Here is a 14,915-nt window from a genome sequence, read left to right as displayed (position 1 = left end):
AAATATGAAAAGGAAAGCCTACCTCATAGAGTAATTTATGAGGTAGGCTTTTTTTAATGCTTAAAAAAGCAAGGAAGATCTAATTATTCTCTGATTAAAAATTTTTACCGTTGCATCCCCACAGACGGATGGATTCATAAGTCACATAAATCCTGTTTTGTGGAATGGATAATTCCTTTTCTAACAACTCACAGATAGCAGCAGTGATATTGTTACTGTTTTCGTCAGTTAAATCTCCCATTAATTCAACTTTTATATATGCAGTTTTTGCGTCTTGATTGCCCGCAAGATATAATGTACAGTTTTCTACAATTTCTACCATTAATCCTGCCTCAGTCTTGCCTGGGATTAACTGAATGGCTTTTCCAAATCCTACTTTTATTGCTACTTCTTTTTCATTAGATACTGATGTTGATATATTTGCTTTTATAAATGGCATATCATATCCTCCTTAATATTATTTAACTAATACAAATCCATATTTAAATGGGTCATTATCATCAACGAACCAACGGTTTAAGCTTATAACATAAGCCTTGCCTGTAATAACTGGAATTATATAGATTCAATTCAATTAGTATATTTTATCATAGTGACGTATGTAGAAGCAATAGTAAGAAGGTAGGGTTTTTTATTCTTACCATTGTTTTTATTTAAGTGTTATTGGTATAATATAATGAATGAAAAAATATAGGTTAAATGGGCTAAAGTTTTGTGATAGCTATTATACAATTTTTATACAAACAGAAGGGGTGATATCTTGAACATTTTTAAAAAATTCATTAATTATTATAAGCCTTACAAGCTTCTTTTTTTTTTGCAGACATGTTTTGCGCACTAGTAGTATCTGCGGTAGATATATCTTTTCCAGTAATTCTTAGTTATCTTTCAAAAAATTTCTTTACTGGGAGTTACCATAATTATGGTAGTATTTTCAACCTATCAAAATCTAAATATGCGTAAAATATTTTTGGATAATAGGAAAAAAACAGCAAATATAAACTCTGCAGTACAGGATAGTTTATCAGGAATTAGAGTTGTAAAATCATTTGTAAATGAAGAAATAGAAAAGAAAAAGTTTAATAAAAGAAATAAAGAATATTTAAAGTCTGAGGTACAAAGCTATACGGCAATGGGCAAGTATCTTAATTCTAGATGAGGCGACTTCAGCATTGGATAATGAAAGTGAGAGGCATATACAAAATTCGCTTGAAAAACTTTTAAAAGATAGAACTACAATAGTTATAGCTCATAGGTTAAGTACAATAAGAAATTCGGATGAGATAATAGTCATTAATGATGAGGGTATACAAGAAAGAGGTAATCATAGTGAACTTCTTAAAAAGGAAGGCATGTATGCATATTATTATAATATGCAATTCGAGGGATTGGATTCTAATATTAAAATCTTTTAGATATAACTCAACTTTCGCATGACGAAAACACTAGCCTTTCCTTTAGAAAACTAGGCAATGTTGATATAAAATAGTCCATAAATGAATTTATTTGTTCTTTTGTCAACGAAAGTTTTTCATGTAATGCATTTTTAAGTAACCCTAAAATTATTTGAATGGATTCAAAAAATAGTATATCTTGAAGTTCATTACAGCAATTAAAAAACAAGCCGCCAATAGTACGTAAATCTTCATTATTACGACTTTGCATAGATAACATAATATATCGGGTAAACACAATAGTAGTATGCGCAATCATTGAATTATAAGAACGACCTTGAAATTCCTTTGCGAGATTTAAAAATGATTTGTTCATTTTAAATAAAACCTCTCTATCCCAGCGTTTACCATAGATTCTGATGATTTCTTCATCACTTAATGTAATGTCAGTTGAAATTAGTGCTAGCCAACTTTTTGATTTATTTCTATTTTTAACAAATACTATTTTTGCATTTATAGGCGTAGCCTGAGAATCTACACCAATTTCAACGATTACAGATGCTTTAACTTTAGCTTTGCCACACTTTTTCTTAAGCGTAGCATATAAGGATTTTAAGTTTAATTTTTTATCCTCATAACCATAGAAAACATTTGGCATAGCTTTAACCATAGCTATTGTATGTAATTTAAGTTCCAAAATCCTTATTAAAGTTTTTGGATATGTAAACCAACTGTCAAATAAAACATAGGTTCCAGGTATTGCATATGATGCCGCTTGCTTTAGTAGATCAATCATTACATCCGTTGCTTTCTTTATTGCTTCAGCCTTTATTTTATAGCCATTGCTTCTCTTGTCTGTATTTGGATTTATTGGACATATACGATTTTTTTCTTTTTTTGAGATTAACAATGTAAAAGCTAAAGGTAGAAAAGTATTTCCATCAGACCAGCCTAAAGTAAGCATCCTAAAGCCTTTCTTGTATTTACGATCCACATGGTCAAAAACATTTGCTAGTAGTTCTACGGATTTACTTCTTGTTCTGCTAAAGAATGAATCATCAACAATTAGAACATTTACTCTATCTTTAGAAGTTAATGGTTCAAGGTGATTTTTAATTATTGAGGATGATAATAATAATAAAAACTTTCTCAAATTAAAGTGTGTAGAATTTAAAAACCTGTACACGGTATCTTTGGCAAAAGAACCTTTTGTATCTTTAGACTCTAAAGTACGAAACAAGTTTTTGCCTGTAAATACTAGCAAAAAAATAAATTTAAATATTGAACCACAAGGTACTCCCTTTTCTTTAGAAAAGTTTGACTGCTTTAAAAGAGAATTGATTTTATTTTTCTTAAAAAAACTATTAATTGTAGATTTAAACTGTTTTTCAGTATCATTTTTTGCTATAATTGTATTCATGAAGAACATCCCCTTTGGTTTTTGTTTGTCGTGATTCAATTATACCAAATAAGGGGATGCTCTTCTATTTTTTGGCTATAAATCTTGAAATTGCAGGCTGCCGCCTGGGGAAATCATGTGCGAAAGTTGAGATATAATTATAAATAAATACGAACAATAGGATGATTAGATAATTGACATAATTATAGCTCTTGGTTTTGTTGAAGAAGTACGTTATGCTGAAAAGACTGCACTAGCTATGAACAGAGCACCAAAATCAGTTAAAATGGCTAAGTTGCTAGCTAGTGTAAAAAGTTCTTCTTCAATTACTACTCCTCATATTTTCTTGATTCCAAAGAGTATACTAAATTTTGAATTATCCATATTGCACCTATGACTATAGGTACCGCCATTGATACCTTTATAAACATGGATAAAAGCATACTTACTACAAGAGCCACGGTGTATACTAATTGCATCTTATTAAAGGTTGTATAGCTACAAATATAAGTTACCCATTTCTCTCCGTCATCTAATTTATCAAAATATTTCTTTTCAGCTCCATTTTCAAATAAATTCATCTTTCTATTTGGATTTAAATAATTAAAATATTTAATGGTGGTTGTTAGTAGTGACACTGCAATAAATATAAAGATTGTAGGAAATAAAATCAAATATATTGGACCATTATCAAAGATTTTATTTATCACTATTGCATCCCATGTTAATCCTATTATTGCTTCTATTGTGCAGAGTAATATAGCATTAGTAACCTTTCTATTAAGAACCTTCGGTGTGTTGTCTAAATCCACATTCATATAGTTTGACTTTATATAAATTATAGTTATAACTAGATAAATTATGATAATTACACTCATTACAAAGAATGCCTTGAAAAGGAAACTACTCATATTTTCACCAAAAGCTAGGTTTACTTTTGATATTTTCTTAGAAAATCCGCCTAATATTCCACCAACTAACATGGATATTATCATTATTATTAAAAAATTTCTATACTTTTTCATTATCAACTTCAATTTTACTTACCCCCTCTAAATAAAATATTTCTTCTACGCTAACTTTTAATACCTTTGATATTTTTAATGCCAACAATACAGATGGAGAATAATCTCCCCTTTCGATGAGGCTTATAGTTTGTCTTGAAGCATCTGCAAGTTTTCCTAGCTGACCTTGGCTAAGATTATATCTTGCCCTTAATTCTTTTACCCTGTTTTTTAATTCCATTATTATCATCCTGCCTTCTACTATTACTATATTCTTCTTTAGAAATTTTGTCAATTATAATTGTCATTTTTATAATTATAATAGTCAATATTGTTACTATAATTGTCATATTTACAAATAGTAATCATTACTTCAAGACAACTCATGTTTGTTAAATTTAAAAATATATGTTATGTTAATCAAACAAACAGGGAAACATAAGATAAACGAATAAGATTAACAAATCTTACAACGAAGAAGAGAGGCGTATAAAAATGGAATTTATCAATGGTATATTTAATAAAAAAACTCAAAAGGCAATAAATGATTACAAAAATAAATTTCCAGAAGATATACAATACATTGACTCATATATTGAGATAATCAAACTAGCTTTGGTGAAGAATAATATAACTACTGTTGAATTATTTTATTCATTTGATGGCAGAGAATTATTTGATAAGATCAAGAACGAAAATTCATCTAAAAACATTTTAGTTTTGTATGAAGGACATATTGATAATCTAATTGCAAAAGATGGATATATTAATATACATCATTCAAAACGAGGTAATTATTCTTTAGTTGTTTTCCAACATCAATTTATATATGAAGAATTATTTGGAGTTGAATTATGGAATGATGGAAGTTCAACACCTTCGAAAATACATACATTTAACTGTTATATATCAGAAAAAATTAATTATTTTGCAGGTATGAATTGTAAAGTTATGGGTATAGGCATAGGTAATATGAACAAAAAACAGTATGAAAATTTGATGGAAGATTATCATAAGTCAGTTAAAGTACCCAAAAATAAAACACCAAAAAATAAAACGGTCAAAGGAAAAGTTGCAATATATACAGGCATTGCATCTACAATTGGGGCTGGATTGCTTATAGGTTTAAAAATGTGGTCAAAGAAAGGTAAAAAATAGATACACTTAAACTTTTGCGGGCTATCGCCTAAAAGAATTATTATATTTTGTGGAGGTATTTTATGGATAAGAAAGTTTATATCAAAAGAGATAAAGAAGAGTTAAAAAAAATACTAACTCCTACTCAATTTGAAGTAAGTCAGGAAAATAACACTGAAAGATCTTTTGACAATGAATATTGGAATAATAATGAGGGAGGAATTTATGTAGATATAAATAGTGGAGAGCCACTATTTACCTCTTTAGATAAATTTGATTCTGGTTGTGGGTGGCCTAGTTTTGGCAAGCCAATGGTAAAAGAACATGTAAAAGAAAATAAAGATGTAACCCACGGAATGGTAAGAACAGAAGTAAGAAGTAAATATGGTGATAGCCATTTAGGGCATTTATTCACCGATGGTCCTAGTGAAAAAGGTGGATTAAGATATTGCATAAATAGTGCTGCCTTAAAGTTTATACCTATTCATAAACTTGAAGTAGAAGGGTATGGAGAGTATTTAGAACTATTTAAGAAGTAAGGGGATAAATCCCCTTATTCTTTTTAGAATCGCATCTTTTCCTCTTATCAATTGGTCAGCCTACTCCTCTTTTATAATTTTCTTGCTTTTGTTAGATTCAGCATTTCTGTAGGCAAGGTTATTAATTTAATTAATTTCGAAAAAATATTGAAGGAAAAATGTAGTATATATCGAATTATTTAATTTATTGATAAATACGGTAACACTAGATTTGTTCATTGATTTTTATGATGAAAGAAAGCTTAAAGTAGAGGAGAAGTTTATGAAGAAGAATGCTAAAGCTGCAATAATTGACTCTTTTAAACAATTATTAAACAAGAAATCTATAGATAAGATTACAGTGAAGGGAGTCTGCGTGGATTGCAATGTAAACAGACAGACATTTTATAATCACTTTACTGATATCATGAACGTTTTTAAATTCATATTTTTCGAGGAATTATCAATAGAAATTGCACAAAATAGAACCTTTGAAAACTGGAGTGATGGGTTCCTGGCTACAATGAATTATCTGAAGAAAAATTCGAAAATGATTCTACATGTATATAATTCTTCTTATTGGCCGGAAGCCAATAACTACCTCACAGATCTTGCTCACATATTGCTTGAGGATGTAGTTGAAGAGTGTGTTGAAAAGATGGGAGTAAAGTTAAAGGATAAAGATAAAAATTTCATCATAAATTTTTATAGACATGTGTTTAACGGGTTGCTTATAGATTGGGTAAGTGAGGGAATGGATGAGCAGCCGGAAATTATCCTTAAAAAGCTTTTGATCATGATAACAGGAAGTATCCCTCGCTCTGTGGCTACCTTTGTGAAAGAAGATATAAAAGAATAACTTTTTTAAAAAGATGAAAGTGTCCTAAATAGACACTTTCATCTTTCTGTCTATTGAAGAGTGTTTGTTAAAAATTGTACAATATAGTTATAAATTATTAATGTATATATTAAGGGGGTAATAACATGTTTGTTTTTAACTACGCAGAGGGGGCATCAGCATTAAGCGTATGGGGTGTTTGGATAATTGTTTTTATAGCACTCTTTGGCTTTAATGAAGTAGCCCGTAGATGGAAATATGTTGGGTTTTTCAGTTTTGTTATTTTACCACTAACACTCTCAATATTATGGTTTACAGTACTCAGAGATACAACTTACACGGACTGGTTTCATTTAGCAAAGGTGTATTCGTCTACAGCTGGATGTATAGGGTTTTGGTGCATCAGGCATGTTAAATGGAAAAATAAATTGACAGGTAAAGAGTGGAGATTATCTGATAAAAAATGGGTGTTATGGTTCCCAGCACTTATCCTTGCTATCAACATTTTGGAGGCAGTAACTCGCGATTTTCAGGTTGGTATTCAATATGCAGGTGGAGGGACTTTAGCAGATGAAGCTATGTATGTACTTGGTGGTTCCTGGAATTTTATGAATGGTATAGCAGGTATATTGAACATCATAACTATAACCGGATGGCTTGGAATTCGCATAAAAAGGAAGACGGCTAAAGATGGCAGTAAAGATATGTTGTGGCCTGACATGCTATGGTTTTGGATAATAGCCTATGATTTATGGAATTTTGCTTATACCTATAACTGCCTACCAGGTCATGCTTGGTATTGCGGGTTTGCACTACTACTCGCTCCAACCCTTTGTGCATTTACTTTGGGAAAAGGAGCATGGCTGCAGCATCGTGCACAGACCCTTGCCATATGGTGTATGTTTGCACAGACATTCCCAGCATTCATTGATAAGGGGGCCTTTGCTGTCGCATCATCCTACAATACAGTACCACTATTTGCATTTAGTTTCGCAGCATTAGCTGCAAATATAGCGGTATTTGTTTACATGATTTACAAAGTAGTTAAGACAAAGAGAAATCCTTATCTTGGCGAGCTTTATACAGGTTTGAAGGAATATAAGGAAGTTAATGCACTTGCAGAATAAATATCATTATAAAAAATATAAAATAGAGAGGCTTTTTTGGACACAATGGCTCTTTTGTATATTGTCATCCTCAGAATAAGTTTTTATAATATAGTTATAAAGTAAAGACTAGGAGGTATGTTCAATGTATTATAGCAATGGAAATTATGAAGCATTTGCTCGCCCTTTAAAACCTACTGATGTGGATAAAAAGTCTGCATATTTGGTTGGTGCTGGTTTAGCATCATTGGCAGCTGCATGTTTTTTGGTGCGCGATGGTCAGATGAAGGGTGAACATATTCATATTCTGGAAGAACTTAATCTCCCTGGAGGAGCTTGCGATGGCATTAACGATAGTCAAAAGGGATTTGTTATCCGTGGTGGGCGTGAAATGGAAAACCACTTTGAGTGCTTGTGGGATTTATTCCGATCTATTCCGTCTATTGAGACAGATGACGTTTCCGTTTTAGATGAGTTTTATTGGCTGAACAAGAAAGACCCAAATTATTCACTGATGAGAGTAACGCAAAGCAGAGGTGAGGATGCTCATACCGATGGAAAGTTTGGACTAAGTGAAAAAGCTTCAAAGGAACTTGTAAAGCTTTTTATGACTCGAGACGAAGATTTGTACGATAGAAAGATTTCCGATGTGTTTACAGATGATGTACTTAAATCTAACTTCTGGCTGTACTGGAGAACAATGTTTGCCTTCAGAGATTGGCACAGCGCATTGGAAATGAAACTTTACCTTCAGAGATTTATTCATCATATCGGCGGACTTCCAGACTTATCTGCACTAAAGTTTACCAAATATAATCAATATGAGTCATTAATTTTACCAATGGTAAAATACCTTGAAGCACATGGTGTTCAGTTCCAATATGATACCATGGTAACAAATGTTGTCTTTGATATTAAAAATGGTAAAAAGCTTGCTGTGAAAATTGTTTGTAACCATAGCGGTAAGGAAGAATCTATTAAACTTACTAAAGATGATTTAGTGTTTATTACTAATGGAAGTTGTACAGAAAATTCTTCCCTAGGTGATGATAATCATGCACCTGAGTTTAACAGTTCTACGGGAGGATGTTGGGAGCTTTGGAGGAATATTGCAAAGCAAGATACAGCCTTCGGTAGACCTGATAAATTCTGCACAAGCACTAAAGAAACAAACTGGGAATCTTCTACAATTACAACACTTGATGATAGAATTCCTAAATATATAGAGAAAATTTGCAAACGTGATCCATTTAGCGGGAAGGTGGTTTCCGGTGGTATCGTTACGGTGAAAGACTCAAATTGGCTTATGAGTTATACTTTGAATAGACAGCCTCATTTCAAAGATCAACCCAAAGATCACATTGTGGTTTGGGTATACGGTCTATTCTCAGAGGTTCCAGGAAATTATATAAAGAAACCAATGAGGGAATGTACTGGAGTGGAAATTACGCAGGAATGGCTTTATCATATGGGTGTGCCTGAATCGGAGATTCACGATATGGCTACAAAATCTGCTCACTCCATACCTTGCATGATGCCATATATTACAGCATTCTTTATGCCTAGAAGAGAAGGGGACAGACCTAAGGTTGTACCTGTTGGAAGCGAGAACTTTGCTTTCCTTGGTCAGTTCGCGGACACATCGCGTGATACCGTGTTTACAACGGAATATTCAGTGAGAACAGCTATGGAAGCAGTTTACACATTGCTTGACATAGATCGTGGTGTACCAGAGGTATTTGGTTCATGTTATGATATCCGAGTACTACTAGATTCTACAGTAAAGATGATGGACGGTAATAAACCTGGGGATACAAAACTTCCATTTATCATGAACTTTGTTAAAAAGAAAGGCTTAAAGAAGATATCAGGAACAGTCATTGAAGATGTATTGAAACGGTATAATATAATCTAAATATGATTAATGGAGGCAAATGATATGGATAAATATAAAGTTCTTGAGATCAAGAAAAGTGTTTTCGAGGATAATGACAGACAAGCGGATTTGCTTAGGAGTGAACTTAAAAAAGATAAAACATTTTTATTAAATTTGATGTCATCACCAGGTTCAGGTAAAACAACAACGGTGTTAAGAACAATAGAGGCTTTAAAAGATGAAATGAGCATTGGAGTATTAGAAGCCGATATTGACTCTGATGTTGATGCTAATACTGTTTCTAAGACCGGTACAAAAGTAATTCAATTGCACACAGGTGGGATGTGTCATCTGGATGCAGATATGACCAAACAAGGGTTGCTAGGACTTGGCACAGAAGGAATTGATTTCGTAATTTTAGAGAATGTAGGAAATTTGGTATGTCCAGCAGAATTTGATACTGGAGCAGTAAAAAATGCTATGATTTTAAGTGTGCCAGAGGGAGATGACAAACCATTAAAATACCCTCTAATGTTTTCAATTGTTGACGTTTTATTAATTAACAAGATGGATTCAATAGGCTTTTTCGATTTTGATTTAGAGGCAGTGAAGCAGCATGTGAAAAAATTGAATCCAAATATCAAGGTTATTCCAATCACAGCTAAAACTGGTGAGGGAATTTCTGAATGGGCTGAGTGGATACGCAGCGAAGTGAAAAATTGGAAGGCCAACTAGAGTACCCAAGTTTCTACAGAAAGGAGGAAAAATTATGGTAAAGAAAAAAGTACTTGAGCTGGCTAATAAGATTGCTGCTGGAATTACTGGTGGGATAATAAAAGTAAAGGCAACAGACCCAGAATATAGAATTCTTGAGCCGGTAGTTACAGATGAAATGGCAGAAATAGCACTTTATCTGGAGGTAAGAAAACTTAAGACCGTACAGGAAACTGCTGCTAAGTGTGGCAAACCAGATGCAGAAGTAGAAAAATTGCTGTACCAAATGGCTCTAGATGGAGTTATTAAAGTAGAAAAAGAAGATGGTGTTGATAAATACTGTCTTGAGCTTTACGTTCCTGGTGTTATGGAATACATGGTTGATAACAAAGCAAATCTTAAAAAGTATCCAGTAATTGGTGAGTGTTTTGAAGAATATACAAGAAAATTAGGTGCATTAATGGCAGGAAATATTCCAGTTGGTTTAGGTGTAATGAGAGTTATTCCAGTTCAAAGTGCTATTGATGGGGATACAAGAAAGGCTTCTTATGAGGAAATAGATTACCTTCTTAAAAAACATGATGTTTTTGCTGTTACAGATTGTGCATGCCGTGCATCCATGAGAATCATTGGACAAGGCTGTGGACATAGAGTTGAAGACATATGTATTAGACTTGGATCAGCTGCTGAATACTATATTCGTGTAGGAATTGGCAAACAAGTTACTAGAGAAGAAGCTGCTGAGATTTGCCTGCAAGCTGAAAAAGAAGGAATGATGCATCAGATACCTAATTTATCAGGACCAGGAAATGCCCTGGCTATTTGTAATTGCTGTGGATGTTCTTGTTTTGGACTAAGAAATGCAAATCTTTATAGAAACCCTGATTGGTCTAGATCTAACTATGTTTCAAAAGTGGATAAAGATAAATGTGTTGCTTGTGGAGAATGTGTAGAAAATTGCCCATCAAATGCATTAACACTGGGACAAAAATTATGCTTAAAGAACCCTATTGAAGTTCCTAAGGAAAAAGATACTCCCTACGATACCAAGTGGCGAGAAGATAAATGGAACCCTGATTATCGTAATCGCAAGATTGTTGATAAGAGCGGAACAAGTCCATGTAAATCTGAATGTCCAGCTCACATAGCAGTCCAAGGATATATTAAGATGGCATCTAAGGGAAAATATAGAGATGCTCTAGAACTTATAAAGAAAGAAAATCCATTCCCGGCAATTTGTGGACGTATTTGTCCTAGAAAGTGTGAAGATGCTTGTACAAGAGCAGGTGTAGACGAAGCACTTGCAGTTGATGAAGTTAAAAGATTCATTGCTGAGCAGGATTTAAAAGCAGAATATCGATTTGTACCTGAAAAAATGGTGGCAAGATCAGGAAAAATTGCTGTAATTGGTGCAGGCCCCGCAGGACTGTCTTGTGCATATTTCCTAGCTGTTGAGGGATATAAGGTAACAGTATTTGAAAAGCAAAAGGCCTTAGGCGGTATGTTAACTCTTGGAATTCCTTCTTTCAGATTAGAAAAAGATGTAGTAAATGCAGAAATTGATATTTTGAAGGAATTAGGGGTAGAATTTAAAGAGGGAGTTGAGGTTGGCGCGGATGTTACCCTTGCAGAACTTAGAAAGAAAGGCTACAAAGCATTTTATGTAGCTATTGGTGCTCAAGCAGGTAGAAACTTGAGGCTTGAGGGTGAAGATGTGGTCGGGTCAATGACAGGGGTAGATTTTCTGCGAAGAGTAAGTTTAGGTGAAAATCTAAAAATGGAAGGACCAGTTATTGTCATTGGTGGAGGAAATGTTGCTATTGACGTTGCTCGAACTGCTGAAAGAATTGGTGCTTCAAAAGTAGATATGTATTGTTTAGAGAGTAGACAAGAAATGCCTGCCCTTGAAGAAGAAATTGAAGAAGCATTTTCAGAAGATATCGAGATTAACAATTCTTGGGGGCCAAAACGAATTGTTCATGAAAATGGACATGTTTGTGGTGTAGAATTCAAAAAATGTATTTCTGTATTCGATGAAAATAGAAGATTCAGTCCTAAATTTGACGAAAATGATACAAAGATTGTTAAAGCAAACAATGTGATTATATCAGTTGGTCAAGGCATCGATTGGGGCGAATTATTAGTGGATTCCAAAATAGAATTAAATCCAAATAAGACGATAAAAGCTGATCCAATAACTTTCCAAACAGGTGAATCTGATGTATTCGCCGGTGGAGATGCATTAACAGGCCCTAAGTTTGCTATAGATGCTATAGCTCTTGGAAAGCAAGGTGCAATTTCAATTCATCGTTATGTTCATGGGGACAGTTTGACAATAAGCCGTGAGAGAGAATACCATGCTCTTGATAAAGAAAACTTGAATATGGATGGCTATGATCGTTTGCCAAGGCAAAGAGCACTTCATGTAGAGGGAAGCAAATCAAAAGAAACATTTGCAGATTTGCGAGTTACATTTACGGAGGAACAAATAAAGAAAGAAACAGAACGTTGTCTTGGCTGCGGTGCTACATTTGTAGATGAATTCCAATGTGTAGGTTGTGGAGTTTGTACTACAAAGTGTAAATTTGATGCAATTTCACTAGTAAGAAAATATGATGCATCTGGTGTGGATTTTAAAGATATGAAATCTGAAGTTATAAAACATGTAATTAAACGTCAAGGAAGAATTGCAATAAAAAATGTGAAGAGATTATTCTCAAAATAAAAAAACATACAAAATTAATATATTATAGGTAACAAAAGGCGGGGGAGCAAAGGTTCTCCCGTTCTTTATACTCTGACAAGAGAGGTGAATTTATTTGCATGAAATTGGAGTTTTGATTGAGGTAGTTAAAACTGTTGAAAATTTTGCGAAAGAAAATGGAGTAACAAAAATTCAAGCATTGGTTCTTCAAATTGGTGAGCTCTCATCAATGATTCCAAAATATATTGAAGCTTGTTACCCTGCTGCAGTAGATGGTACCTTATTACAAAGGGCGGAATTAAAAATTGAGATATTGCCAGGCAATGGTATTTGCAAAGGGTGTAATAAAGTTTTTAATCTCATTGAGAATAAAAATACATGCCCAAAATGTGGAAGTAAAGACTGGGAGTTATTGTGTGGAAATGAGTTTATGATTAAGGAAATCATCGCTTGCTAAAATGAGAGTAAGAGGTTTGACCATAGAGGCCTCTTTGGGTTGTTATCATAAACAAAAGAGGTATTTTGGCCATCCCCATACAACATCATTGCATCACATAGTTTGTAACTGTCCAAATATAACAGTTACAAACTATAAATAAATTACAGTTATTTACAAGGGTCTGACCCCAATATCTTCTTACTTTAGTTAAAAAAGCTATTATATATAAGTGACCTCTAACGGATTTCTATCAACTAACCTCTTATAGCTATACTTAGGATATCCAACCATAACAGCAGCTGTTATCGTTTTTCCTTCTGGAATATTAAATAATTTAAGTATTGGTGAATCCTTAAGGGATGCGCAATACTCAAAATATCCAGCCCAACAAGTTCCAAGTCCTAGTGAAGGCGCAAATAATTCTAGATAAGTCAAAGAAGAAATAGAATTACCTCTTCCACTTGGAAAGTCTTTGTCCGCAGTAGTCATAATTAAGTTTGGTGCATCTCGCAAAATTGGGTCAGCTCCAGTTTCTCTGTAGACATTAATTAATCCTTTGAATGCATCATTTAAGGGGGACTTTTCCAACATTTCAATTATAAGTTCAACAGCTTTTTTAACTAATTGATTGTCCTCAACTACCACAAATGATATACCTTGACTATTACTTCCAGTAGGTGCGAGTCTTGCAATATCAACTAATTTTGTTAATTTATCTCGTGATACACACTTGTCTTGATAAGTTCTTATAGAACGACGTGACCTTAGAAAATGCTCCGCTTGATCTGCATTTAATTTAGGGAACTCTTTCCTATCTACTTGATTTGAAAGCGGTGTTTTTTTATTATCTATAGCTCCAGTAGGGCATATAGCAACACAATGTCCACAGGCAATGCAAGTGGTATTTGTTACTTCTTCTGGAACCGTTTCTCCCATCTTTAAAAAAAATGATGGACATTCCTTAATACATTGTTCGCATTTAATACATTTTTCTTCATTTACAGTTATAAGATCCATTTGCTTAATCCCCTTGCTTAAATTTATTATTTCTAACTTTCTTATCGGTGTCTATACATGATTTTAACACAGTGTATTAAAATTGTAAGTACGCACTTTTTTATCACATAGGAACAAAAATAACACCATAAGCCTTTTCTTATACATCCCAATTAATATCAACATATTATTTATAAAGTTTTTACAGTATTATAAGTAAGTTTGTATAAGACCTTTATTGGAAGTCCATAAATATATGTGATATAATTAGAATCCTAGTGAACATTTTGTAACTTATATGTGATCGAGTGTATATCTGCGTATCTTTTATTTAAATAATATACAAGATGGAGTTTGATTATGGGAAAAAAAAGATTGTTTGATATAAAGTTTTTGAAATTCTTATTAGTAGGAATAATAAATACTATATTCGGTACCGGAATAATGTTTTTGTTGTATAACTTAGCTAGCTTTGGCTATTGGGGATCTTCTGCCGTATCATACATATTAGCAAGTATACTAAGCTTTTTTCTTAATAAGAATTTCACTTTTAAAAATAGTGAGTCTACTGTAAAAACAGCATTAAGATTTACAGTGAATATTGCTGTTTGTTATTTGGTGGCATATAGTATTTCAAAACCAATTGTAACAAGGATACTTACGAATACATCTTTATCAAAGAGTATAGTTGAACAGTTTTCTATGTTTTTGGGGATGGTTATGTTTACTGCTCTTAACTATGTAGGGCAGAGTTTTTTTGCATTCAGGGAAAAATAAAAGGCTACCTAAC

General features: G+C 33.1%; 16 protein-coding genes and 1 pseudogene. 11 read left to right on the top strand and 6 right to left on the bottom strand.

Annotated elements, in window-relative coordinates; translation table 11 throughout:
* Nucleotides 1–94: 94 nt before the first annotated feature.
* Complete coding sequence (locus tag KPL51_RS17880) at nucleotides 95–439, bottom strand: phenylpyruvate tautomerase MIF-related protein (RefSeq protein WP_216164369.1); 345 nt, start codon at nucleotides 437–439, stop codon at nucleotides 95–97.
* An 18-nt stretch (nucleotides 440–457) separates the two neighbouring features.
* Nucleotides 458–547, bottom strand: a complete 90-nt coding sequence (locus KPL51_RS23640; RefSeq protein WP_312888733.1) for a hypothetical protein — start codon at nucleotides 545–547, stop codon at nucleotides 458–460.
* A gap of 336 nt (nucleotides 548–883) precedes the next feature.
* Here KPL51_RS23640 and KPL51_RS24560 point away from each other — a divergent pair, with 336 nt between their 5' ends.
* Both KPL51_RS24560 and KPL51_RS24555 read left to right on the top strand, forming a co-directional pair.
* Entirely contained in the window at nucleotides 884–1,159 is a 276-nt protein-coding gene (locus KPL51_RS24560) for an ABC transporter transmembrane domain-containing protein (protein WP_446681738.1), read from the top strand.
* Nucleotides 1,143–1,415: pseudogene (locus tag KPL51_RS24555) on the top strand (ABC transporter ATP-binding protein); the annotation flags it as partial. The gene KPL51_RS24560 and the pseudogene KPL51_RS24555, both read left to right, overlap by 17 nt.
* 7 nt (nucleotides 1,416–1,422) lie before the next feature.
* Here the strand turns inward: KPL51_RS24555 and KPL51_RS17865 are convergent.
* The 3 genes from KPL51_RS17865 to KPL51_RS17855 all read right to left on the bottom strand — a co-directional run bounded on the left by KPL51_RS17865 (nucleotide 1,423) and on the right by KPL51_RS17855 (nucleotide 4,038).
* The gene (locus tag KPL51_RS17865; protein ID WP_216164366.1) at nucleotides 1,423–2,814 is read right to left on the bottom strand and encodes an IS4 family transposase; all 1,392 of its coding nucleotides are present in this window, start codon (nucleotides 2,812–2,814) and stop codon (nucleotides 1,423–1,425) included.
* 308 nt (nucleotides 2,815–3,122) lie between these two features.
* Entirely contained in the window at nucleotides 3,123–3,830 is a 708-nt protein-coding gene (locus KPL51_RS17860; RefSeq protein WP_216164363.1) for a DUF3169 family protein, read from the bottom strand.
* Complete coding sequence (locus tag KPL51_RS17855) at nucleotides 3,805–4,038, bottom strand: helix-turn-helix transcriptional regulator (RefSeq protein WP_216164360.1); 234 nt, start codon at nucleotides 4,036–4,038, stop codon at nucleotides 3,805–3,807. The genes KPL51_RS17860 and KPL51_RS17855 overlap by 26 nt, the downstream gene beginning before the upstream one ends.
* Nucleotides 4,039–4,292: 254 nt before the next feature.
* On the opposite strand from KPL51_RS17855, the gene KPL51_RS17850 reads away from it, so the two are divergent.
* The 8 genes from KPL51_RS17850 (at nucleotide 4,293) to KPL51_RS17815 (ending at nucleotide 13,147) form a co-directional block, all read left to right on the top strand.
* Nucleotides 4,293–4,955, top strand: coding sequence for a hypothetical protein (locus tag KPL51_RS17850; protein ID WP_216164356.1), 663 nt, complete (start codon nucleotides 4,293–4,295; stop codon nucleotides 4,953–4,955).
* Nucleotides 4,956–5,017: 62 nt separating this feature from the next.
* Nucleotides 5,018–5,473, top strand: coding sequence for a peptide-methionine (R)-S-oxide reductase MsrB (gene msrB, locus KPL51_RS17845; RefSeq protein WP_216164353.1), 456 nt, complete (start codon nucleotides 5,018–5,020; stop codon nucleotides 5,471–5,473).
* Between the two features lie 262 nt (nucleotides 5,474–5,735).
* Nucleotides 5,736–6,311, top strand: a complete 576-nt coding sequence (locus KPL51_RS17840) for a TetR-like C-terminal domain-containing protein (RefSeq protein ID WP_216164349.1) — start codon at nucleotides 5,736–5,738, stop codon at nucleotides 6,309–6,311.
* Between the two features lie 125 nt (nucleotides 6,312–6,436).
* The gene (locus tag KPL51_RS17835; protein ID WP_216164345.1) at nucleotides 6,437–7,417 is read left to right on the top strand and encodes a DUF5692 family protein; all 981 of its coding nucleotides are present in this window, start codon (nucleotides 6,437–6,439) and stop codon (nucleotides 7,415–7,417) included.
* Nucleotides 7,418–7,541: 124 nt separating this feature from the next.
* Nucleotides 7,542–9,311 (top strand): oleate hydratase, encoded by a 1,770-nt coding sequence (locus KPL51_RS17830; protein WP_216164343.1) that lies wholly within the window; start codon nucleotides 7,542–7,544, stop codon nucleotides 9,309–9,311.
* Between the two features lie 24 nt (nucleotides 9,312–9,335).
* Nucleotides 9,336–10,007 (top strand): hydrogenase nickel incorporation protein HypB, encoded by a 672-nt coding sequence (gene hypB, locus KPL51_RS17825; protein ID WP_216164435.1) that lies wholly within the window; start codon nucleotides 9,336–9,338, stop codon nucleotides 10,005–10,007.
* A gap of 34 nt (nucleotides 10,008–10,041) precedes the next feature.
* Entirely contained in the window at nucleotides 10,042–12,711 is a 2,670-nt protein-coding gene (locus KPL51_RS17820) for an FAD-dependent oxidoreductase (RefSeq protein ID WP_216164340.1), read from the top strand.
* Between the two features lie 94 nt (nucleotides 12,712–12,805).
* Nucleotides 12,806–13,147: a hydrogenase maturation nickel metallochaperone HypA/HybF gene (locus KPL51_RS17815; protein ID WP_216164337.1), complete on the top strand. Its 342-nt coding sequence runs from the start codon at nucleotides 12,806–12,808 to the stop codon at nucleotides 13,145–13,147.
* A gap of 201 nt (nucleotides 13,148–13,348) precedes the next feature.
* Here the strand turns inward: KPL51_RS17815 and KPL51_RS17810 are convergent, their stop codons facing one another.
* The gene (locus KPL51_RS17810; RefSeq protein WP_216164333.1) at nucleotides 13,349–14,146 is read right to left on the bottom strand and encodes a nitroreductase family protein; all 798 of its coding nucleotides are present in this window, start codon (nucleotides 14,144–14,146) and stop codon (nucleotides 13,349–13,351) included.
* Nucleotides 14,147–14,485: 339 nt separating this feature from the next.
* On the opposite strand from KPL51_RS17810, the gene KPL51_RS17805 reads away from it, so the two are divergent.
* Nucleotides 14,486–14,902: a GtrA family protein gene (locus KPL51_RS17805; protein ID WP_216164330.1), complete on the top strand. Its 417-nt coding sequence runs from the start codon at nucleotides 14,486–14,488 to the stop codon at nucleotides 14,900–14,902.
* Nucleotides 14,903–14,915: the final 13 nt, after the last annotated feature.

This window comes from Clostridium bowmanii (assembly GCF_018861315.1).
GTDB lineage: Bacteria > Bacillota > Clostridia > Clostridiales > Clostridiaceae > Clostridium_AD > Clostridium_AD bowmanii.
The sequence above is the reverse complement of the archived record's forward strand: the minus strand, read 5'-3'. Positions and strand labels throughout refer to the sequence as shown.

Bases quoted from the DNA above. Each gene is read 5' to 3' on its own strand.
- KPL51_RS17865 (WP_216164366.1), bottom strand. From the start codon at position 2,814: ATGAATACAATTATAGCAAAAAATGATACTGAAAAACAGTTTAAATCT.
- msrB (WP_216164353.1), top strand. From the start codon at position 5,018: ATGGATAAGAAAGTTTATATCAAAAGAGATAAAGAAGAGTTAAAAAAA.
- hypB (WP_216164435.1), top strand. From the start codon at position 9,336: ATGGATAAATATAAAGTTCTTGAGATCAAGAAAAGTGTTTTCGAGGAT.
- KPL51_RS17820 (WP_216164340.1), top strand. From the start codon at position 10,042: ATGGTAAAGAAAAAAGTACTTGAGCTGGCTAATAAGATTGCTGCTGGA.
- KPL51_RS17840 (WP_216164349.1), top strand. From the start codon at position 5,736: ATGAAGAAGAATGCTAAAGCTGCAATAATTGACTCTTTTAAACAATTA.
- KPL51_RS17850 (WP_216164356.1), top strand. From the start codon at position 4,293: ATGGAATTTATCAATGGTATATTTAATAAAAAAACTCAAAAGGCAATA.
- KPL51_RS17830 (WP_216164343.1), top strand. From the start codon at position 7,542: ATGTATTATAGCAATGGAAATTATGAAGCATTTGCTCGCCCTTTAAAA.
- KPL51_RS17835 (WP_216164345.1), top strand. From the start codon at position 6,437: ATGTTTGTTTTTAACTACGCAGAGGGGGCATCAGCATTAAGCGTATGG.
- KPL51_RS17880 (WP_216164369.1), bottom strand. From the start codon at position 439: ATGCCATTTATAAAAGCAAATATATCAACATCAGTATCTAATGAAAAA.
- KPL51_RS17810 (WP_216164333.1), bottom strand. From the start codon at position 14,146: ATGGATCTTATAACTGTAAATGAAGAAAAATGTATTAAATGCGAACAA.
- KPL51_RS17805 (WP_216164330.1), top strand. From the start codon at position 14,486: ATGGGAAAAAAAAGATTGTTTGATATAAAGTTTTTGAAATTCTTATTA.
- KPL51_RS17855 (WP_216164360.1), bottom strand. From the start codon at position 4,038: ATGGAATTAAAAAACAGGGTAAAAGAATTAAGGGCAAGATATAATCTT.